This is a genomic window from Trichocoleus sp. AS-A1 (assembly GCF_039962015.1).
Classification (GTDB): domain Bacteria; phylum Cyanobacteriota; class Cyanobacteriia; order Cyanobacteriales; family FACHB-T130; genus FACHB-T130.
The window spans coordinates 107,891-129,029 of sequence record NZ_JAMPKG010000008.1 but is presented as its reverse complement, the minus strand read 5'-3'; the positions used below and the strand labels follow the sequence as shown (position 1 = coordinate 129,029).

Below are 21,139 nucleotides of genomic sequence, written 5' to 3'. Positions count from 1 at the left end.
TGGTTGGGGATTTGGCAACGACGAAAGCGATCGCGAAAGATTAATTTCCACGTAAATTTTGGTAACGATAAAAGGCGTAGGTGTCAAACATGGCTCCAGCAACACTACAGGTAAAACCGATTACCAGGAGACCTTCAATGGAACATCCGCTGCCGAAGACGGTAAGAAACTCTAAAATTACCGCTCTGCCGCACTGACTGACTGCTTCAAGGAGAGGAATGTAACCTAGTATGGACAGACTTGCCAACACACTAGCGAACAGCAGAATCGGGGCGGTGAAGCTAAGAAAACTCGTCAAGAGTAGGGAACGGAAATAGTTAGGCAAAATGTTCATGAAACCGTAAGTGCGAATGAACTGCCGAGCGGGTGAATTGGGAACGATACTTTCAACTTCTATATACGATAGAAGCGATCGCTGTCACTATCCCGATCTGTCAGAAATCTTAAATAAACCTTAAAAATCTTGTTTAAAGTCCGTAAATATATCTCAGGAATCTCCCAGAGATTCCCCAGCCCCGCGCCCAGAGTGCTGAGCCACAGCCGTGCGAACAGTACAAAAGAGATTCTTGTAGGTCGTCGCCACTCATCAGCTATGCTTTACAAAGTCGTTGAGTCAGCAGGACATCCTTGAGCGAGACTCCTTCCAGTTCCAGCTTAGAGTTATGGGGTCAGCGGTTGCTGGCGGCGATTTTGCTGGGTGGGCAGGTGGTCGTTCACCTTCTGACAAAAAAAATCCATCGGCGCAACACCCTCGACCAAATGGCGATGGTTGGCCCAGAATCGCTCTTAATTGCGTTGGTAACAGCCGGTTTTGTCGGCATGGTATTCACCATTCAGGTGGCGCGAGAATTTGTCAACTTGGGTGCGGGCAGTGCTGTGGGCGGAGTGTTAGCGCTTTCCTTATGCCGGGAACTTGGCCCCGTCCTGACTGCCGTGATTTTGGCAGGACGAGTCGGTTCGGCGTTTGCCGCTGAAATTGGCACGATGCGCGTCACCGAGCAAATCGACGCCCTCTATATGCTGAAAACCGACCCGATTGATTACCTAGTGATTCCCCGCGCGATCGCCTGCTGCTTAATGCTGCCAGTTTTAACCATTTTGTCTATCCTCACTGGCATGGCAGGGGGATTGCTCATTGCCAGAAATCTCTACGGAATTGCCCCAAATGTATTTTTAGAGTCTGCCCGGAATTTCCTGCAAGTCTGGGATTTGTGTAGTGCCTTAATTAAGGCATTTTTCTTTGGGGCGCTGATTGCCGTAATTGGTTGCAGTTGGGGCTTAACAACCACTGGGGGAGCAAAAGGTGTTGGACAATCGACCACCACAGCAGTCGTCACAGCTTTGCTAGCTATCTTTATTTCTAACTTTTTCTTATCGTGGTTGATGTTTCAGGGAACGGGCAGTGCCGTACTTAAAGGGGTCTGAGGCGGAAAACCTTTAAAATAAATAAAGTTGCAATCCTGAGCTTGAATCTCGAATCAGGATTTGAACTGCCGCCCCACTTCAGCTTGAACGCTAAGAAAGTGGGTAGGTCTAGTACGATAGTTTACAATATCGGGTTTATGCCTGTGACTACTACTACATCTTCTTTACCTTCACAAACTGTTGAACTGGCACCCAGCTACGCAATTCCTTTGGTGTTAGTGGCGGCTTCGATTGGGCTGTTATTCGTTCAACCTTGGGTGAGTTTAGCGATCGCTGCATTTGGTTTGTTCTTGCTGTTTCAGGCGGCAACGATTCGCCTGCAATTCACCGAAACAGCATTAGATGTTTATCGTTCCCAAACCTTAATTCGGCGTTTTCCCTACCAGGAATGGCAAAATTGGCAGATATTCTGGACTCCAGTGCCGATTCTGTTTTACTTCAAAGAAGTTAAAAGCATTCACTTTTTGCCGGTTCTCTTCGATCCCAAAATGCTAAAAACTTGCTTGGAACAACGCTGTCCAAAAGCAAGTGCGTAGGGATACACAGATGCGCGTCCTTACAGATGAGTAGTTAATTGTTAGTTGTTAAGTGTTAATTGTTAGATGAATTCAGACGAACCTCAAACCCAAGAACAAGAACAAGAACAAAAGCAACAGCCAGTTGTTGAAGCATCGGACAATTTAGAAGCGCCACAAGAGGAAACTGTAACTGCCGATCCAGCCTCAGACAATCTTATAGCATTACAAATTGCCGCTGTTGTGGAGGCATTTGATGATTCAGAAGCGGAAATTGCCGCCGTTGTTGAGGAATCAGATAATGCTGAGGAGCCTGAGGAGCCAGATATAACTGTAGTCGCCGTTGTTGAGGAATCAGATAATGCTGAGGAGCCAAATATAACAGTAGCGATGGAAAATTCCGTCTCTGTTTTAGAGCAACGGGTGGCTGATTTACAACAGCAGGAAGAGGCATTAATTCAGGAAATTGCCGCCCTGCAAGCTTCTCATAATAAAGTTCTGCAAGACCAGCTGGCTCAAACCCAAGCGGCGTTAAACCGTCTGGTGCAGGAGTCTTTGAACGATCTGGAACAACGCAGACAAACACTACAAATTTCCGTTGAACAACTGGAACGACGACGGGAACGCATCCGAGAGGAAATGCGAAGAACCTTTGCTGGCACCTCCCAAGAATTAGCCATTCGGGTGCAAGGCTTTAAAGATTATCTGGTCGGTAGCTTACAAGATTTGGTAGTAGCGGCAGAAGAATTGCAACTCCAGAAGGAACCAGAACCCCCGAAGGCAGTTCCAGTCGTGGAAGAGTCGAAGGCTGCATCGCCTGTAAACCCCAAATTTACAGAACAGAGCTTTCAATCAACTGCAAAACAAATTCGCAGTATTTTAGACCAGTACCGGACGCGACCTGACTATTATGGCCCGCCCTGGCAATTGCGTCGTACCTTTGAGCCGGTTCATGCGGAGCGAGTTGCGAACTGGTTTTTCACGCAAGGAGGAAGAGGCGCTTTGCGGACAATGGGCAGTCGCCTGCAAAATATCCTGATTGCTTCTTCCGTCATCTCGGTATTAAGCACGCTGTATGGCGATCGCGTTCGCGCCCTGATCCTCGCCAACTCCCCAGAACGATTGGGAGAATGGCGACGGGGTTTGCAAGACTGTCTGGGCATTTCCCGCTCTGATTTTGGTCCAGAACAGGGAATCGTTTTGTTTGAATCCCCAGAAGCGGTTGTGCAAAAGGCAGAGCGTTTAGTTAAGGAACGCCAGATGCCGCTAATTATCATTGATGAGACAGAAGATCAGATTAATCTGTCGCTGCTGCAATTTCCTCTGTGGTTAGCTTTTGCACCCGATCCTCAGCAGATGTCCGCTGATATGAGATATTAGCGACAGACGAATTGAGCTACAAGCAAGAGGCGTTAGATGGGTCTACAGCTGGCTTTAAGTGGGGCATTGTTAATCGCAGCCTATCTCTTAGGCTCGATTCCTACAGGTTATTTGGCAGGACGCTGGCTCAAAGGGATTGATATTCGAGAGCAGGGATCTGGTTCTACGGGTGCCACCAATGTTCTCAGAAACCTGGGAAAAGGGCCAGCCATCGCGGTGTTACTGATCGATCTATTTAAAGGAGTCGGCGCGATCGCTTTGGTTTACGCCTTCTATGCCTTCGCGCCAACTTTTGCGCCAACGTCTGTCCTGCCTGTCACCTGGGAATCTTGGTTAGTTGCTGGCACCGGATTCGCTGCCAGCATCGGTCATAGTAAATCTGTCTGGCTGAACTTCACGGGCGGGAAATCAGTTGCCACGAGCCTGGGCGTTTTATTTGCCATGTCCTTACCTGTTGCGTTGGGAACAGCAGCGGTGTTTGGCACAGTTATTGCCTTTTCCCGAATTGTTTCCCTCGGTTCCATTGCGGGTGCGATCGCGGTTTCGGTTTGGATGTTAATTTTCAAGCAGCCGTTACCTTATCTAATCTTTGCGATCGCTGGCGGTATCTACGTCATCTGGCGACACCGCAGCAATATTGAGCGTTTACTTGCCGGTACCGAACCCCAAATCGGTCAAAAATTATCAACAGAACTCGAACAAAGTTCCTAACTTATTTCCTAACTTATAGAGATGCGTAGGCGTTGTGATACTAAACGTCATTTCGCATCTTTACTCGTTTTTATGCTGTTATCTCCCTGCGTAACCAAGAGTTAGCCCACCTTTTCACTATCAGCATGGTGCTAACAGCTAGTGCCATGCTAAATAGTAGATTATCTAGCCTAATTTCTCTCTGGGTTCCAATCGCTAATATGGCTTCTAATATTAAAGATGGGAATAAAATTCCTCCAAAAAGCAATACGGCATAAAAAATAAGTTTTCCTCTGGCTCTTGCACTAATGAGTGCTAGAAAGAAGCCAATAGGGATAAAAATCAATCCATAATAGAAAATTTTGTAGATTTCTAGATTAATACTATTAGCATCAAAAGGTAATAACTGAAAAATCATCACCTCCGGAACCAGTTTCAGTGAATAAGGTTGTTTCAATCCATCTATATAAATTTTAAGAATTGACCCTTCATAGGTAAGAAGTATCTGATGATTCTTGGTGTCACCAAAAACATTTGGAACAGCTAGTTGATAGTTTGTTGCATTTTTTCCGGTGACTGGAGTTCGCACTCGAAACACCAAATCCGCTCCCTTTTGCCCAAGGGTAAAATTGCGGCTTTCATCATCTGCTGAAAGGGAAATAATTCGAGCAGGGCCAGCCTGCATTGTGTCAGCAGTAGCGACAACGGCACCTATTGTAAATTGAGAAGTTTCAGCAATCTTTTGGGTCATTAAAGCTACAGAGCTTTTTGTCTCTAGCCAATGATTGGAATCGAGAGAAGCACCCCTTTGATCCTGAGTAGTTGGGAAATTGCCTCGCCAAGATAAATCTGGAAGGTGCCCAGTTAAATCGGGGTAACTACCTGTACCAGTCAATTGATATACCGCTACTAGGTCTTTTTTGATTGCAGAAAATGGAATTTCCGAGGAAAAGGCGGATTCTGCTTCTTGATCGGAAACTGCTTTATTCGCGACGTATAGCTCTGAAATATATCCTTTCCAAGGTCTATTTCCGGTTGGCTCGTTGCCAAGACTCAGCGGGAAAGTGTGATTCCAATTACTGAGACTTCCAGAATTTTGCCAAAGGAGCGTCGTTATAAAAATCAATATAATATATCCAATAAAAGCAGCCGTTAACTTTTTGATTGAAAGAAAACTCTTACTACTTCTAAGAAGATTTAAGGCTGCTCCTAGGCTTTTATCTCCCCCTAAACGAAAGCTTAAAAAACCGATAAAAGCACCTAAAATACTGGCACCAATATCGACAAAAGAGGAACTTCGAGAAGGAATAAATAACTGTAAAATCTCAATTGTAAAACTTAAACAAAAAGAAGCTAATAAGATGAAAACAAGTGTCTTTCTCCCTAAGAATCTTTTTTGCTGCATCAAGCAGGAAAAGACGAAACCAAAGGGGGAGAATAATAAAACGTTAGTGATTAAGTCGTAAAAATTTCTTAACTTAAAAAATTCTGAAGTGAGAAAGCGATAATTTATTTTACTAGCATTCTCTTTAAAGGCAAAATCGTAAGGAAAAAGTGTAACGACCAGTATCAGCAAAAGGCTAAAAATAAAGACTTTATTTGCCCATTTTTGCCGCATAAAGGATTTTTAACAAATCATTTTACTTTTGGTAGCCGGAAAAGAGTATTCAGCGATGCATTAACGACCAAGCTCCTGAGAGCGCCGAGAAGCCGCCACCACTGCCTCAATCAAAGCCGAGCGGAAACCAGCCCTTTCTAACTGGGCAATCCCAGCAATAGTTGTACCTCCAGGGCTAGTCACGCGGTCTTTTAGTTGAGCGGGATGCATTCCCGATTCGTGCAACAGATGGGCAGTCCCCAAGACGGTTTGCAGGGCTAACGAAGACGCGATCGCTCTTGGCAATCCAGCCGCTACCCCACCATCTGCGAGTGCTTCCACCATCAGCGCCACATAAGCGGGACCCGAACCCGAAAGCCCTGTCACCGCATCCATTAAAGATTCTGGCACTTCAACAACCTCTCCCACCGCCTGGAAGATCGCCTTTGCTTGTTCTAGATGCTGCTGGGTGGCGTACTGACCCAGCGCGATCGCACTCATTCCTGCCCCTACCGTCGCCGGAGTATTCGGCATCGCCCGAATCGCTGGAGCCTGGGGAAAAGCTGCTTCCAGTTGACTCAAAGAAACACCCGCCATAATCGAAATCACCACTGGCGGCGACGCTTGGGCAGAAATTTCCTTCTCTAAGTCTGCCGCCACTGCTGCAAACACTTGAGGTTTAATCGCCAGTAACAGCACATCCTTTGCCGCCGCCACCGCCCGATTCTCTGCCGTCACCTGGATGCCGTACTGCTGTGCCAAAAAGTCTCGCCGCTCTCTTTGCGGCTCACTCACCAAGACTTCTTCTGTGGCATAAAGCTGTTTTTGCATCAGGCGGGATAATAGAGCTTCTCCCATTACCCCGCCACCAATCATGCCGAATTTAGTAGCCAACCTCGTCCCCCAATCCTTATCAGCATGAAAAGTCCGTTGTCGGCGGTCAGTTGTTTTTAGTCGTTACGACTGACCATTGACCGCTAACAAGCGTCTCGACTCAGAAATTTTACTGCGCCATCCGGGTCGGTTCGTTTGACCAAGCTGGGGAGGGGGCAGAGGGACGGGGAATCCGGACTTGTGGTTGAGGCACTTCGTGAACCACGCCAGTCTGGGTACTGACTTGAACACAACTCGGTGTAAACAGAAAGATACTTTCGCCAATCCGCTCTTGGTGCCCATCGATCGCATAAGTGCCACCGGCAACAAAGTCTACAGCTCGTTGCGCCTGATCTGGATCCATAATCGTCAGGTTTAACACGACTGACTTCCGCTCGCGCAAAGCTTGAATCGCTTGGGGCATTTCTTCAAAAGAACGTGGCTCCATCACGATCACTTCCGAAATTCCATTCACCGAACCGGGCATCCCAATTACATTATTCATTGTTGTCCCCATTTCTATTTCTCTTGCAACAGGTGTGTTTGTCCGCGCTCGACGGCTCTGGCGACGTTCTTCTTCTGCTGTCGTCGGTTGAGGATGCTGTTCTTGATAGAGATTTTGGTACTCTTCTCCCTCGGCTTCTTCGTACTCGTCATACTCGTATTGAGCTGGCTCATTGAGACCCACGAAATCTCGTAGCTTAGAAAAAATATTATTCACAGTTCACGCTCCATCACGATTTAAGGTTAGACTTTGGGGCTGGGATCGCAGGGCACCCTTGAGGCAGCAGTCCTAGTTTAAGGAAACGACAATAATAATCATATAGTCGTGCTGGCAATATAATATCCGATGCCTCTTCATTACCCCACTCATCTGTTCGGAATAGATGTTGACATTTGTAAGCATAGTGGGGCTTTTCAGGATGCCCGTTCTCCAAAAAGAATTCGCCCCAAACGTATCATTGTTGCCCCAGATTGCACAGCTAGCGGGTAATCACCTGACATTCCCATTGATAGCTGCTGCATTTGAATATTTGACCAGTTTTGCTGTCTGATTTCATCGGCTAGTTTGCGGGTTCTATCGAAAACTGACAGGATTTCAGAAGCCTTGAGATCGAAAGGCGGGATTGTCATCAAACCTTGAATTTGCAGATTGTAGCACTCATTCAGGGCTGGTAAATCGGCAAGCAGTTGAGGAACTGTCCACCCATACTTGTTGGGATCTTGCAGTAGTTTCACTTGCAGGCAGATGAAGGGCGATCGCGACAGCTCAAGCGCCAGTTCGTTTAATCGTTGGGCTAATTTTAAACTATCTATCGAGTGAATCCACTGAAATTGTTCTAGGGCTTTTCGAGCTTTATTACTTTGAAGGTGTCCAATCAGGTGCCAGGTGATGTCTGGTAAATCTTGCAGTTGCGCTTGTTTAAGTTCAGCTTCAGAGATGCGACTTTCGCCGAAATCCCTTACTCCCGCTGCATAAGCTTCGCGCATGGCTTCAGGGGAAACCTGTTTCGTAACGGCGATGAGGCGGACAGATTCCGGTAGTTGCTGGCGAATTTCAGAAAGGCGTTGGGCGATCGCTCCAGTCATTTGACTTCACTTGAAAATAAACAGGGAAGCAAAAATTAAAAATGCTTGCATTAAAAAGGATTTTTTAATTTTTAATTGCTTGCCCCTATTGAAATGTTCGCTTATGAATAGCCTGAAGTTGGGTGTACTCCTCCATTTGACCGTTGCGACGGAGCATCCGCAAACGGTTTTCCACCATGAGGCGACCATCGCTGCGGGTAATCGGTTCAAACGTGATGCCGGTAGGACTGGTATTCACCAAAAAGAAGAGACGCTGGGCATAAAGGGTCGTAAATAGTTCCTGGCTGTCCTCAAGCAGACACACTCTGTAAAGTAAGCCAAATGTAGGGTGATTTAAATAGGTTTCGCTGCTCATTAACATCCACGCGAAGAATGCCCATCCCTAAGGGAGAGATTGGGAAAAGTCGAAGAGTTTAAGCGGCAGTACGACTCGCGCCAGCCGCTCTCTGTTGAAACCCAAGATGTTTCACTCTAGTTCAAACTATGCAGATGATAGCTTGTATTCGGGCACCTCAGAGAGAATGTTTGGGAATTGGCGACACTTTTCAGGGTGAGCAAACGAGGATGGCGGTGGCTACCGAATAATCGCCATCATGGCTGATGCTTAGCTGCCACTGACAATCTTCCCACCCTGCTGTCTGGGCGGCGGCTGAATGGTGAAGAAATACTTGCGGCGCACCTGTGGGTAAACGTCGAATCTCAATATCGGTGTAGCTGACTCCCCGCCATCCAGTTCCCAGTGCTTTAGCAACGGCTTCTTTTGCCGCCCAGCGCCCTGCTAGCTGGTTGATAGAGAGGCGACTGATATCGTCCTGAGTGTAGCCGCAATCTTGTTGTTCATCAAAAGTATAGACGCGCTGCAAGAAGCGATCGCCAAAGCGTTCAACAGCGGCTTTAATTCGAGGCATATAAACAATATCTGTTCCCAGCCGAATCATTCTGTTGCTAGTTGCTAATAGAAGAGTAGCTCTTCAAAACCCTGTCTGGCAGCCATTCGCCAATGGCACTGGACTGATGACCCAGAACTAATCACTAATAACATTAAAACTTCCCAAGGCTGCTAGCAGAGCTTGAGCTTTGTGTAGAGACTCATGCCATTCTCGTTCTGGATCGCTATCGGCAACGATTCCCGCCCCGACTTGCCCGTAAACCATCGCTGCATCGGCACGCTTGGGATAGAGGAGGGTGCGGATCAAGATATTTAAATCTAGGTGCCCGCGCCAATCGAGAAAGCCACAGGAACCGTAGAACAAATTGCGACGCACGGGTTCGAGTTCTTCAATGATTTCCATACAGCGGACTTTCGGACACCCAGTGATAGTACCGCCTGGGAAGAAGGCGCGAATCAGGTCAACAGCGTCGTAGTTTGGGCGGATTTTGCCGATGACGTTGCTCACGAGGTGCATGACATGGCTGTAGCGCTCAACGGTGAAAAGTTCGTTAACTTCTACAGAACCCCACTCGCACACTCGCCCCAAGTCGTTTCGCTCTAAATCCACCAACATAATGTGTTCGGCTCTTTCTTTGGCATTGGCAATCAAGTCTTGCGCCAGATGCTCGTCGAGGGCGGGGGTAGTGCCACGCGATCGCGTTCCTGCAATCGGTCGCGTTTGCGCTTGTCGATCTTGCATTTGAACCAATCGTTCTGGAGAACAGCTGATGAGTGCCCCCCACGGGGTCTGCCAATAGCTGGCAAAGGGAGAAGGATTGATTTGGTGTAACGCTTGATAAATTGCCCAAGGACTGGCGGTTACGCGGCTTTCAAAGCGTAGGGAAAGATTTGCCTGAAAGATATCTCCGGCTCGGATATACTTTTTCGCTTGCCGCACCGCATCTTCGTAATCAGTTTGGGGCGTCCAAAAATGGAAATGGGGGGATTTTGGATTTTGGATTGAAGATGCTGGCTCCTCTGCTATCCCGTACTGCGTTCGGCTTTCCAGCAGGCTTTGCAAGAAATCGAGTTCGGCTTCATCGCTAGCGGCTAGCCATAGGGTTTGTTCCCAATGGTCGAGGACAGCAAAGGATGCTGGTTCATACCAATAAGCAACCGGGAATGGTAGGGGGTCAGAATTTAGATTGGGTAGCTGCTCGATCTCCCAAGCGAGGTCATAACCCAGCCATCCCAGCCAGCCGCCAGTGAAAGGTAGTGACGGCTGTAGAGATTCATCCCTGAAGGCAGAACGTTGCCGCAAGCGGCGTAGGAAGGGGAGGATCTCGCCAACGGGTGGAGTCCACACTGCCTGTACACCATCTATAAAGCGCGGCGCACCGGCACAAATCGAATATCTGGCGATCGCGTTCTTGGCTTCAGTTGAGTGTTGAAGGAGCGGATTGTAGGGACTTTCGAGTAGGGTAGCAATTTTACCAGCGTCCAGAAACAGGGCGGCGAATACTTCTGAGCCAGTTCGATGTTGTAGAGGAAGCGATCGCCAGAACCAAGGTTTCATATTAATTTTTAATTTTTAACTTTCCCATCCCCACATCAGCCGTGCCCCCCAAAGTACGACCAAACTCACCAATCCTGCCCAGTCGCTCTTCTTGAGACGCAACTGGTGCCATTGGACGCGATGGCTATCGGGGCTGGTAAAGCCGCGAACCTTCATGGCGCTTGCAATTTGTTCGGCTCTTAAGAGGAGATTTTCTAGCAATCGTTCGGCGACCATCAACCAAAGTTGCAGACTTTTGCGGATGCCCAGTTTTTTCCAGTTAATTGCCCGTGTCCGCACGGAACGAACTAAATTCTGCACTTCTTCTAAAACCAGGGGAATAAACCGCAATGATAAAGTCAAAGTTAGAGCAATTTCTGTCACGGGAAATTTGAATGCTCGCAGCGGTCGCATCAAACTCTCGATCCCCGCAGTAATTTCCTCTGGAGCTGTGGTCAGCAAAAACAGGTTGGTGCTGTAAATTAAGGTAAATAGTAAGGTACTCACGTTAATCGCTAGCGCCAAGGACTTGCGAGTAATTTTGACTGGCCCTTGGTGGAACAGCACGTAACGGTAGTTTGAAGGGTTTTGAGAGGAGACTGGTTTTGTCGCCTCTGGTTTTTGAGTTGCAGCGGATTTGACAACTCCTGGCTTGGGAGTAGCAGTCTGAATAAAAGATATTTCATCGGCTGGGAGGCGTCGCTGAGAGTCTGCTCCAAGTCCATCGGGAGCAATCATGCTCAGGATGAAGACAAAAAAGCACAGCATCAACAGCCAACCCATTTGTTGCTTCCATACGCGCAATGGAATCGCCGCCGTCACAGTAATGGCAACTAGCAGCACCGCCAGAGCGATGCGCCAGATGGGATTTGCCAGGACTGGAGCGATGAGAAAGCTCATCAACCAAGCTATTTTCACCCTGGGGTCGAGGTGATGCAGCCAAGTGATTGGTTGTTCGAGGTACAGCCCCAGCGGCAGCGATCGCAGTAAATCCATAGAAAATTAAAAATTAAACATTAAAAATTAAAAATGCAAAAATTCATTTTACATTTTTAATTTTTAATCGATTAAACGCGAGTAGCTCGGTTACTACGACTGCCCGCTTCCACCTCGCGGACTTTTTTCCCTCTCCAGAATAAGCGTACTGGGGTTCCAGTAAAACCCAACTGTTTTCGGAATTGACCTTCGATGTAGCGGCGATAGTTGTCATTGAAGCGCTTGGGATCGTTGACAAATAGCGCGATCGCTGGAGGTTGGCTGCTCACTTGGGTGCCGTAATAAATCTTGCCCTGACGTCCTTGGCGGGTCGTGGGCGGGGAAACCCAAGAAATCGCTTCTTGTAGCACTTCATTAATTACAGCAGTCGTGACGCGGCGTTTGTGTTGTTCGGCTGCTGTATTCACTAAATCTAGAATTTTTTCCACCCGCTGACCTGTTTGAGCGCTGACAAAAATTGTTTCTGCCCAATCGATAAAGTTCAACCGTCCTTTAAAGTTGCGTTCAAACTCGTAGATGGTGTAGGAATCCTTTTCAACAGCATCCCACTTATTGATGACGATGACGCAAGCGCGACCTTCTTCATCAATCCGCCCAGCCAGTTTTTGGTCTTGTTCGGTGATGCCATCCACCGCGTCAATGACTAACAAAACCACGTCGGCGCGACGAATCGCTTTAAAGGCGCGATTAATCCCAAAAAATTCCGGGCCGTATTCAACGTTTTTCTTTTTGCGAATCCCGGCGGTATCGATCAATCGGTAGGTTTTACCGTTGCGTTCTACTACCATATCGATGGCATCGCGGGTTGTGCCAGAGATGGGGCTAACGATAGAACGATTTTCGCCGACAAAAGCGTTCAACAAGCTGGATTTCCCGACATTGGGACGTCCGACAATGGCGACTTTAATTTCTTCAGTTTCTGGGATTTCTCCTGCTGGCACGATATAGGTAATCAGGGCATCGAGTAATTCGCCGGTACCACTTCCATGAATCCCAGAGACGGGGAAGGGTTCGCCCAATCCCAGTTCCCAAAACTCCATTGCTTGGGTGAGACCTTGTTCGGAGGATTCGCATTTATTCACCGCTAGCAGGACGGGCACGGGTTGTTGACGCAACCAGTCGGCGATCGTTTCATCCGCTGCTGTTAACCCACTCTGACCATCGACGACAAAGATTGCTGCACTCGCTTCTGAGAGTGCCAACATTGCCTGTTCCCGAATTAGGGGTAAAAACTCGGTGTCATCATTAAACACCAAGCCGCCGGTATCGACGATGACAAACTCCCGGTCTTCCCAGAAGGCGGAACGATAGGTGCGATCGCGCGTGACTCCAGGTTCATCATGCACAATGGCGTCTTGTACACCTGCCAATCGATTGACAAGAGTAGATTTGCCCACATTCGGGCGACCGATAATAGCGACAACAGGCAGGGACATAACCAGATATGCTCATCCGAGTGGATGATGACAGCTCCAAATTTATATTGTATCCATCCTGGATAGACGTGATGTTTTCTGCGGTGACTATCCATGACACATCAGCCAACGTTCGGAAAAGTTTTCGTGGCGATCGCTTTGGGTGCAGTGACGACTTTGACTGGATGCAGTTCGCTCGAATCCTCTGCCAACCCTGTAAAAGGGGAGGATTTAACCTTAGCCTCTACATCAACTACGGCATCTCAGCCAGCCCAGCCACTCAACACGCTTACAGGGCATTCTAAGTATGTGCAGGCGATCGCCATCAGTACCGATGGGCAGATTCTTGCCAGTGGCGGTGAAGATGGCACTATCAAGTTGTGGAATTTACCCAAAGGTATCCGCATCCGTACCCTAGCAGGACATATTAAACCCATTCATGCCGTTGCCATTAGTCCGGATAAAAAACTTGTCGCCAGTGGCAGTTATGACGGCACCATCAAGATATGGCAACTCAGTAACGGGGCACTCATCCACACCCTTAACGGGGATTCCAGTTCAGTTTTATCCATTGCCATCAGTCCTGATGGAAAAACTTTAGCCAGTGCTGGTTTAGACAAGACGATCAAGCTTTGGAAGCTGAGCAACGGGGAACTCATCCACACCTTGACGGGGAATTTAGATGCGGTGAATTGCGTTACCTTTAGCCCGGATGGGCAAACATTAGCCAGTGGTAGTGCCGATCGCTCGATCAACTTATGGAATCCGCGCACGGGCATCCGCATTCGTACCCTGGAAGGGCATTCTGATTGGGTAAATTCCGTCGCCTTCAGTCCCGATGGAAAACTCCTGGCGAGTGGCAGTAATGACGGCACCATCAAGCTGTGGAATCCTCGTAACGGGGAAGCGATCGCTACTTTGAAGGGAAATGCCACGTTAATTAATTCTGTTGCTTTCAGCCCCAAGGGACAGACAATCGCCAGCGGCAGTTTGGACAATGCAATCAAACTGTGGAATCCTCGCACTGGCGAACTCAAAAGCACTCTGGCAGGAGATGACAGTAAAGTAAATTCCTTCACTTTCAGTCCCGATGGGCAAACTTTAGCGACTGGCAGCCATGATGGCAGCATTAAGATTTGGCAGGTGCCTGCTCAAGAGTGAATAGGAAAGTTTTTCTGATTGACAATTTTCAAGTGGATATGATGCCAGCTTTTCAACTTTCCTCTGCCATTGTCCGTTGCGGTGCAAATTTAAAAACGCGATCGCCCTGAGTAACAATTGGGATAATTTACTCCTTTCGCCACCCAGCAACTACACTGTAGATTTTGAGGGTCAGACGTAAATACCTGCAACAGAGGTTAGCCATGTACGTATTGATTGGTGGAGCAGGACTGGTCGGGCTGGACTTAGCCCAACAATTAGTAGAATTAGGACACACGGTTGCCATCATCGATACCGATCCCACCGCCTGCCGGTATGCTCGCGAACAAGTTGGAGCGATGGCTTTTGAAGGCAGTGCCGTCAGTACGCAAGTGCTAATAGAGGCTGGAATTCGCAAGGCAGATGCGGTTGTTGCTGCCCTCCGCGATGATGCTTTAAATCTGGCAATGGTGACACTTGCCAAGCACTATGGGGTTTCCCATATTGTGACTCGGATGCGCCAAGGTGATTTTGCCGAACCTTATCGGATTGCCGGAGCGCATCATGTCATCAGTACGGTTGACCTAGCCGTGACCACAATGGTGAATGCGATCGAATATCCCCAAGTGGAATCGATGATGCACTTTGAGCAGGGTCAGGTAGAAGTCTTCAAACTCAAAGTTCCACCGGAGTCTGACATTGCGGGACATACCGTGTCACAAGTCGCTCAGGATTCTCGATTTCCCAGTGGTTCTTTAATTATTGGCTATCAATCCCATTCCCACACCGATCTCGTCATTCCAAATGGAAAGACCGTGTTAGAGGCGGGAGCAACCGTGCTAGTTGTTACGAAATCGGAAAAGTTACATCAAGTGATTGATTTCTTAGGATTGTGTTCTAGTCATCTTCCAAACTTAGAAGTTGCTCGTTAATGGTTTTGATGCGTTCTTGCACCACTTCTTCTGAGAGAATTCGTCTGCGGAGGGCGTCATTGAGTACCTGCTTTTCTGCCAAGAGTAATTGCCGACGAATCGTGTCTAATTTTAGGCGATCGCTACTTTCATCAGCAGAGTCTTCGGGACGCTGATTATATATCTCCCGCAACGTTCTTTCAGAAGCTGCTACCCGCACCTGATAAGCTGCTCGCATCTCTTCGTAGATTGATTTTGGTAAAACTCCCGATTTCAGGAGACTCTCCAATTCATCCTGCGCTGCTTTGGAAGTCATCAATTGAGCTTGCAATTCTTCGATCTGCTGCCGTGATTCGGAATGGCGATCGAGCTTTAACCGTCGTACAAACCCCGGTAAACTTACTCCCTGTCCTACTAACGACAGCAGCACAATCCCTAAGACAATCACAACCAGCTTATCTCGTCCTGGCAAATTAGCCGGTAAGCTTAACGCCAAGGCAGTCGAAAGCGAGCCTTTAATATTGCCCAAAAAGAGAACGTGCCGCCATTTCACCGGAATGGGTTTGTCAAAAAAACGCACTAAGTCTAAAAGTGGATAAACGGTGAATGCCCTCCCGACTTGGTAGGCAATCAGTGCGAGGAGAACGGCTGGAAGCGTCTGCCAAAGGGTGATGAGATTAATCTCTAAGCCGATGAGTAAGAAAATAAAGGTATTGACGCCAAACCCGGCAAATTCCCAGAAGCTAAACAAGGTGACTTGAGTGGAAGCAGAGGTACTGCGAGAAACCCCCAGGTTGCCTACAATCAGTCCTGCCACCACAACCGCAACCACGCCGGATACGTGGAAAAATTCGCCTAATTGGAAGGCTCCCAGCGCTACGGCAACCGTGAGTAAAATCACGCTGAGAGGATCGTCTGCTTGGCTAAATAAACCAATACTGAGATAGCCCAAGGCTAAGCCAACTAAGATCCCGCCGACAATTACGAACAAAAATGCTTGTACGACATCAAGGGGCGTTAATGACCCAGTTGAATTTGCAGTCAAGATTAGGCTAAATAAAACCAGCGCCACATCATCGTTGACTAAGCTTTCACCTTCTACGAGCGTAACCAGTCGGTGGGGAACAGATACTTCCTTGAAAACCGCAATCACTAAGGCGGTGTCTGTAATTGACAAAATAACCCCAACTAGCAAGGCGGGAACCCAATCTAAGCCGAGTTCTAGTTTCAGCAAGACTGAGGTGATGGCAGCGCAGAAGGGAAATCCCACTCCTGCTAATAAGGCAATGGGTTTAAACGTGCTGCGTAGACGACTGATGTCGGTATTAATTGCCGATTCAAACAGTAGAATCGGCAAAAAAAGATTAAAAATCAGGGAGGAATCGAGACGGATGCGACCTGGCAAAAGCTCTGTAATCGCTAACCCTGCCAATACTAACCCTGTAATGTAGGGAATCCGAAATCGTCGAGATAGTAAGGCAACCCCCGTGGCAACCAACAACAAGACGATCAGAAAAATCACTAATTCAGCAACATTTCCCTGATTCTCGCTGCCTGTGACCGTTGGGACTGCCAGGAGCGATCGCTCGCTTAGCCACTGCATAGCGCGTACTCACAAGTGATGAACGATACACCAAGGGTCAGGTTCTACAAAACTGCCCTTAGTATCTTAAAGGATGAGCTACGATGCTTTTGTTCTGAGTTAACAGCCGTCACCTTTAAGGATGCGACTTTCGGGGGCTTTGGCTGCGGTTGACGCTTCCAGAGATTTTTGCCTGCGCGATCGCAGGCTTGGTTGGTTTAGCCCCTGGCGGAAGCTTGTGGGTTTATATGACAGGTTGGGGAATCTGATGAAAAAACTCTTAGTTACAGGTGCCAGTGGTTTTTTAGGATGGCATCTTTGCCAGCTAGCACAACAAGAATGGGACGTTTATGGAACTTATTTTTCTCATTCTCTAGAGATTCCTGGCGTAAATTTGCTGAAAATTGAGTTAAAAGATTATCAGGAACTCAAGCATCTGTTCCAAGAGATTCAGCCAGATGGAGTGATTCATACCGCCGGGCGATCGCAACCTAATTTTTGCCAACAATATCCTGATGAATCCTACCCGATTAATGTCACCGCCTCTTGTAATATTGCGGGACTTTGTGCGGATGCTGCGATTCCTTGCGTTTTCACTTCCACTGATTTAGTTTTCGATGGCTTAAACGCTCCCTATCAAGAAACAGATCCCGTGTCTCCTGTCAATGTTTACGGAGAGCAAAAAGTGATGGCGGAAGAAGGGATGTTAGAGCGTTATCCCATGACCGCTATTTGCCGGATGCCTTTAATGTTTGGGATGGCAACACCTACGGCTACAAGTTTCATGCAGCCCTTTATCCAAATGCTGAGAGAGGGTAAAGAATTAAGTTTATTTATTGATGAATTCCGAACCCCAGTTAGCGGAACAACAGCAGCAAAAGGGCTTTTATTGGCATTGGAGAAAGTAAATGGACGCCTGCATTTGGGCGGGAGAGAGCGGATATCGCGTTATGAATTTGGTCGGTTATTAGTGGAGGTGTTGCAACTTCCTGAAGCGGGGCTTAAATCTTGCCGACAAGAAGATGTGAAAATGTCTGCACCAAGGCCAACAGATGTTTCTTTAGATAGTTCCAAGGCTTTTGAATTAGGATATTCGCCTTTGTCTGTGCGGGAAGAGTTAGCGGCGTTGCGGGGTAAGGTTTGATAAATGCCTTAGCGAATAGAATTCGCGGCTACACATACAAAACCCGCCTGCGCGGGTTTCAATTTATTAGTCCGCAACGGTGGACTTTTCCTGTATAGCTGCGATTTATAACCTCCGGGGAATTGATAAGCTTAACTAACGAGCTTGATATGCTTGCCAAAAATACAGCCCATTTGTGACCAACAGTAGTGGCATTACTACCGAAAAAAAATCTACGCTCAATTCAGCAGAATGTCCCAAACTTACCTGGATAATCTGCCATTCTATAAATGCAAGTATCCACACAACTTCTGCCTTATTCCAGTCTAATAAGTTAACAGCTAGCTGATATTGTTTAGCGACATTCTGCTCTGTAATTCCCCAAATATAGTTAAAGGTATGGGGAAACTGACGCAGCACTGTAAACGCTACATAAATTAAAATAGATAAGCTGGGGAAAAGCCAGATTAATTGTTTGCTACCCGTAGCATTTGGTTTGCCTCCCGTCTTAAAATGGATGGGAATACTGTTGGGTAGATTTGGCCAAGATTGTAGGGTAATTACAATGATGCAGAAAATCCCTGCAACTGCGGCTATTTCTAACACCCAACTAATAGGCGATCGCGCTATTGTCAAAATCGGTCGTTGATTTGATGGATTCCTAGTCATAGGGTTAATTGCTAGGCGAGAACGGCATATATTTAATACACAGTTTGTCTCTAAAGTCAATTGCCATAATTAGAGAAAAGTTAGTAAAGCCATCAATCTTAACATTGGCAGATAGAGGGTTGATGGGCTACAACCAAATGGCAAGCATAGCCAATCAGTGACAGATGGTACTTGGATTTACAGCAGCAAAGATTGCAGAAATTGCCTTTGGCGGAATGATAGAGGGTGGCGCTGGTAAGTTGACGGAAATCGCCATTGAAAAGTTAAATCTGCTACGCCAGAAGATTTGGAATCAATTATGGGGTAATCCGGAGGCAGAAAGAGCCATTAAAGCCGTTGAGCAAGGCTCGAAGTCCGAATTAGTGCAGGTTACTGAATATTTGCAGGCTTGCATGGATAAAGAGCCAACCTTTGCCCAAGAGATTCAAGCACTTGCCAGAGAAATTAATGGCAGCAACCTGGAAGACAACAGCAGCATGAATCAGAGTAACTACGACAGCAGTAAAGGCTATCAAGTCAAAGCTGATACAGTTGGGCATATTGGTGACGTTATCAATAACCCCTGACTGCTGGTAGTCAACCAGGAAACCAACCCTCAACCAGTTCAAAACTCAGCTAACCTCGATGAAATGCGCCCCAGCTTGGATTGTTGGCAAGGGCGCATGGAGGAACGGCAGAAAATCGGGGAATGGATGGCGGATGGAAATATCCGGCTGATTGGCATTACAGGTTTAGGTGGCTTTGGTAAATCTACCCTGGCTGCCAAAATCTATGATGACGATAGCGCTGAGTTTGATAAAAAATTCTGGGCAGATGTCAGCCGCCGCGTGACTTTTACCGAGTTGGCGCGACGAGTTTTGCTGCGATTGGGACTTTCCCCGCCAACTGTGGAGGCAATTCCAGAATTGTCGCTGGTGGATGCGTTGGTGAACCATCTGCGGGAGGGGCGGTATTTACTTGTCATAGACAACCTGGAAAGTCTGCTGCAACACGATGGGCGGTGGCTGGATGCTATCTACGAGCAGTTTTTTCACGGTTGGTTGGGATGTGGCGGTAAGAGTGTCATTCTGGTAACGACGCGGGAACGCCCGGATTTGCCAGAAATTAAGTTGAAATGGCTTCCTTTGCTGGGATTGTCACCCGCAGAGGGGGCTAATTTGTTGAGGGCTTTGGGGATTCTGGGGACTGAGACAGAGTTGCAAGAGTTTGCGAAAAAGGCAGAAGGACATCCCCTACTGCTGACGCTGGTAGCAGGTTTTTTGCGGGCAGAGGAGGAGTCAGAACCGCAGATTAGTCACTTGCAAAGGTATGGTTTGGCTGACGTAGCCCAGCTAGTGACTGACGAGAAGCTGAAAGGGTTGCACCGGGGCAAAATCGATATTTGGATGCGCCTAGTGTTAGATGCCAGCTTTAACCGCCTCAGTGACAAGTTGCAAAAACTGCTACTAAATTTGAGTGTCTATCGGATTCCTTCCAATGCGGCGATGGCAGTTGCCCAGTTGCCGGGAGAGAATGTATCGGAGCAAGATTTAAGGCAGTTGGCTAGGCGTTCTCTGTTGCAGGAGGAAAGGGACAAGAACGGAGGGCGATGGTTTCAGTTTCACCCGTTCATTTTGGCGTATGTCAAGCAAAAGGCGGGCGATTTAATTGAGGCGCACCAAAAAGCGATTAACTACTATCTCTCAAATGTTAAACAACGTCCTTGGCAGACGAAAGACGATATAGCAGAATACCTAGAAGTTTTCTATCACTGCTATCAGCTAGGAAAGTATGACTACGCTTTCAACATTATTCGCGTCTGTAACGATTTTCTAACTTTACGAGGTTACAATACTGACCTAGTTGAATTGTACGGGCTGTTAGTTGAAAGATGGCTCCAAAATAACTCCAAAAGTTGGGAATTCGCAGATTCTCTAACTGGGTTGGGCAATGCTTACAATTCTTTAGGGCAATACTCACTAGCAATTGATTACCATCAGCATTCCCTGGCAATAGCACGGGATATAGGCGATCACGATGAGGAAGCGAGTTCTCTCGGTAATTTGGGCAATGCTTACTGTTCCCTGGGACAATACGCACAAGCAATTGATTACTATCAGCAGTCCCTGGCAATAGAACAGGAGATTGGCGATCTGAAGGGGGAAGCTCTTTCTCTCAATAATTTAGGTGCGGCTTACGATTCTCTGGGACAATACCAACAAGCAATTGATTACTATCAGCAGTCCCTGACAATAACACGGGAGATTGGTTATCGCAATGGGGAAGCTGCTTCTGTCGCTAATTTGGGCATTGTTTACCGTTCTCTGGGACAATACCAACAAGCAATTGATTATCATCAGCAGTCCCTGGCAATAACACGGGAGATTGGTTATCGCAATGGGGAAGCTACTTCTGTCGCTAATTTGGGCAATACTTCCAATTGTTTGGGACAATACCAACAAGCAATGAATTACTATCAGCAGTCCCTGGCAATACAACGGGAGATTGGTAATTGCAATGGGGAAGCGGCTTCTTTATCTAATTTAGGAAATGTTTTGGCAAAGTTAGGTCGAAAATCAGAAGCCATTGCTGCTTACCAAAATGCCCGCGATTTGTATCAAGCAATGGGACTGGATGCAAATGTCCAAGATGCTGACAATGCTATTCAGCGCCTTTTGAGAAAGACTAATATTTGGATGAGTTTGCCAAAAGCTATAGTTGGCTTTTTATTGCGATGGGTTAATCGCCTATGGCGACAGCTACACACTTTCGTTAGGCAGTGATAGGTCAAAAACGATACCCCTTTTGCGTCCTTTGCACCTATGCGT

At 47.3% G+C, this 21,139-nt stretch carries 21 protein-coding genes; 9 read left to right on the top strand and 12 right to left on the bottom strand.

What is annotated here, in order from left to right; translation table 11 throughout:
* Window positions 1-40: 40 nt before the first annotated feature.
* Window positions 41-334, bottom strand: a complete 294-nt coding sequence (locus NC994_RS08585) for a hypothetical protein (protein ID WP_190410742.1) — start codon at window positions 332-334, stop codon at window positions 41-43.
* Window positions 335-627: 293 nt separating this feature from the next.
* Here NC994_RS08585 and NC994_RS08580 point away from each other — a divergent pair, with 293 nt between their 5' ends.
* The 4 genes from NC994_RS08580 (at window position 628) to plsY (ending at window position 4,031) form a co-directional block, all read left to right on the top strand.
* Window positions 628-1,425: an MlaE family lipid ABC transporter permease subunit gene (locus NC994_RS08580; RefSeq protein ID WP_190410743.1), complete on the top strand. Its 798-nt coding sequence runs from the start codon at window positions 628-630 to the stop codon at window positions 1,423-1,425.
* 137 nt (window positions 1,426-1,562) lie between these two features.
* Window positions 1,563-1,961 carry a DUF3119 family protein gene (locus tag NC994_RS08575; RefSeq protein WP_190410744.1) on the top strand — a complete coding sequence of 133 codons (399 nt, stop codon included), beginning with the start codon at window positions 1,563-1,565 and terminating at the stop codon, window positions 1,959-1,961.
* Window positions 1,962-2,027: 66 nt separating this feature from the next.
* Window positions 2,028-3,320: a DUF3086 domain-containing protein gene (locus NC994_RS08570; protein WP_190432737.1), complete on the top strand. Its 1,293-nt coding sequence runs from the start codon at window positions 2,028-2,030 to the stop codon at window positions 3,318-3,320.
* A 36-nt stretch (window positions 3,321-3,356) separates the two neighbouring features.
* Window positions 3,357-4,031 carry a glycerol-3-phosphate 1-O-acyltransferase PlsY gene (gene plsY, locus NC994_RS08565; RefSeq protein ID WP_190432736.1) on the top strand — a complete coding sequence of 225 codons (675 nt, stop codon included), beginning with the start codon at window positions 3,357-3,359 and terminating at the stop codon, window positions 4,029-4,031.
* A 70-nt stretch (window positions 4,032-4,101) separates the two neighbouring features.
* Here the strand turns inward: plsY and NC994_RS08560 are convergent, their stop codons facing one another.
* From NC994_RS08560 to der, 9 genes are all read right to left on the bottom strand, one after another.
* Window positions 4,102-5,628 (bottom strand): VanZ family protein, encoded by a 1,527-nt coding sequence (locus tag NC994_RS08560; RefSeq protein ID WP_190432735.1) that lies wholly within the window; start codon window positions 5,626-5,628, stop codon window positions 4,102-4,104.
* Window positions 5,629-5,688: 60 nt separating this feature from the next.
* Window positions 5,689-6,501, bottom strand: coding sequence for a pyrroline-5-carboxylate reductase (gene proC, locus NC994_RS08555; protein WP_190428584.1), 813 nt, complete (start codon window positions 6,499-6,501; stop codon window positions 5,689-5,691).
* Window positions 6,502-6,610: 109 nt separating this feature from the next.
* Window positions 6,611-7,201, bottom strand: a complete 591-nt coding sequence (locus NC994_RS08550) for a cell division protein SepF (RefSeq protein WP_190410749.1) — start codon at window positions 7,199-7,201, stop codon at window positions 6,611-6,613.
* Between the two features lie 197 nt (window positions 7,202-7,398).
* Entirely contained in the window at window positions 7,399-8,070 is a 672-nt protein-coding gene (locus NC994_RS08545; protein WP_190410750.1) for a YggS family pyridoxal phosphate-dependent enzyme, read from the bottom strand.
* An 85-nt stretch (window positions 8,071-8,155) separates the two neighbouring features.
* Complete coding sequence (gene pipX / locus NC994_RS08540) at window positions 8,156-8,425, bottom strand: transcriptional coactivator PipX (protein ID WP_190410751.1); 270 nt, start codon at window positions 8,423-8,425, stop codon at window positions 8,156-8,158.
* 190 nt (window positions 8,426-8,615) lie between these two features.
* Window positions 8,616-9,008: a holo-ACP synthase gene (gene acpS / locus NC994_RS08535; RefSeq protein ID WP_190432734.1), complete on the bottom strand. Its 393-nt coding sequence runs from the start codon at window positions 9,006-9,008 to the stop codon at window positions 8,616-8,618.
* Between the two features lie 87 nt (window positions 9,009-9,095).
* Window positions 9,096-10,517, bottom strand: coding sequence for an anthranilate synthase component I (locus tag NC994_RS08530; RefSeq protein WP_190428587.1), 1,422 nt, complete (start codon window positions 10,515-10,517; stop codon window positions 9,096-9,098).
* 15 nt (window positions 10,518-10,532) lie between these two features.
* Window positions 10,533-11,492: a CbiQ family ECF transporter T component gene (locus tag NC994_RS08525; RefSeq protein WP_190432733.1), complete on the bottom strand. Its 960-nt coding sequence runs from the start codon at window positions 11,490-11,492 to the stop codon at window positions 10,533-10,535.
* A 71-nt stretch (window positions 11,493-11,563) separates the two neighbouring features.
* Window positions 11,564-12,928: a ribosome biogenesis GTPase Der gene (der, locus tag NC994_RS08520; RefSeq protein WP_190410755.1), complete on the bottom strand. Its 1,365-nt coding sequence runs from the start codon at window positions 12,926-12,928 to the stop codon at window positions 11,564-11,566.
* Between the two features lie 93 nt (window positions 12,929-13,021).
* On the opposite strand from der, the gene NC994_RS08515 reads away from it, so the two are divergent.
* Window positions 13,022-14,068, top strand: a complete 1,047-nt coding sequence (locus NC994_RS08515; RefSeq protein ID WP_190432731.1) for a WD40 repeat domain-containing protein — start codon at window positions 13,022-13,024, stop codon at window positions 14,066-14,068.
* Between the two features lie 203 nt (window positions 14,069-14,271).
* Complete coding sequence (locus NC994_RS08510; protein ID WP_190432730.1) at window positions 14,272-14,979, top strand: TrkA family potassium uptake protein; 708 nt, start codon at window positions 14,272-14,274, stop codon at window positions 14,977-14,979.
* Here NC994_RS08510 and NC994_RS08505 read toward each other — a convergent pair.
* Window positions 14,945-16,561 carry a Na+/H+ antiporter gene (locus NC994_RS08505; protein WP_190432729.1) on the bottom strand — a complete coding sequence of 539 codons (1,617 nt, stop codon included), beginning with the start codon at window positions 16,559-16,561 and terminating at the stop codon, window positions 14,945-14,947. The two genes, NC994_RS08510 and NC994_RS08505, sit on opposite strands and share 35 nt — an antisense overlap.
* A gap of 247 nt (window positions 16,562-16,808) precedes the next feature.
* Between NC994_RS08505 and NC994_RS08500 the strand changes: the two genes are divergently transcribed.
* Window positions 16,809-17,684, top strand: a complete 876-nt coding sequence (locus NC994_RS08500) for an NAD(P)-dependent oxidoreductase (RefSeq protein WP_190432830.1) — start codon at window positions 16,809-16,811, stop codon at window positions 17,682-17,684.
* 135 nt (window positions 17,685-17,819) lie between these two features.
* Here the strand turns inward: NC994_RS08500 and NC994_RS08495 are convergent, their stop codons facing one another.
* Window positions 17,820-18,332 carry a DUF1648 domain-containing protein gene (locus tag NC994_RS08495; RefSeq protein WP_190432727.1) on the bottom strand — a complete coding sequence of 171 codons (513 nt, stop codon included), beginning with the start codon at window positions 18,330-18,332 and terminating at the stop codon, window positions 17,820-17,822.
* A 164-nt stretch (window positions 18,333-18,496) separates the two neighbouring features.
* Between NC994_RS08495 and NC994_RS08490 the strand changes: the two genes are divergently transcribed.
* Window positions 18,497-18,898 (top strand): hypothetical protein, encoded by a 402-nt coding sequence (locus tag NC994_RS08490; RefSeq protein ID WP_199299451.1) that lies wholly within the window; start codon window positions 18,497-18,499, stop codon window positions 18,896-18,898.
* 63 nt (window positions 18,899-18,961) lie between these two features.
* Complete coding sequence (locus tag NC994_RS08485) at window positions 18,962-21,094, top strand: tetratricopeptide repeat protein (RefSeq protein ID WP_199299450.1); 2,133 nt, start codon at window positions 18,962-18,964, stop codon at window positions 21,092-21,094.
* The last annotated feature ends 45 nt before the right edge of the window (window positions 21,095-21,139 follow it).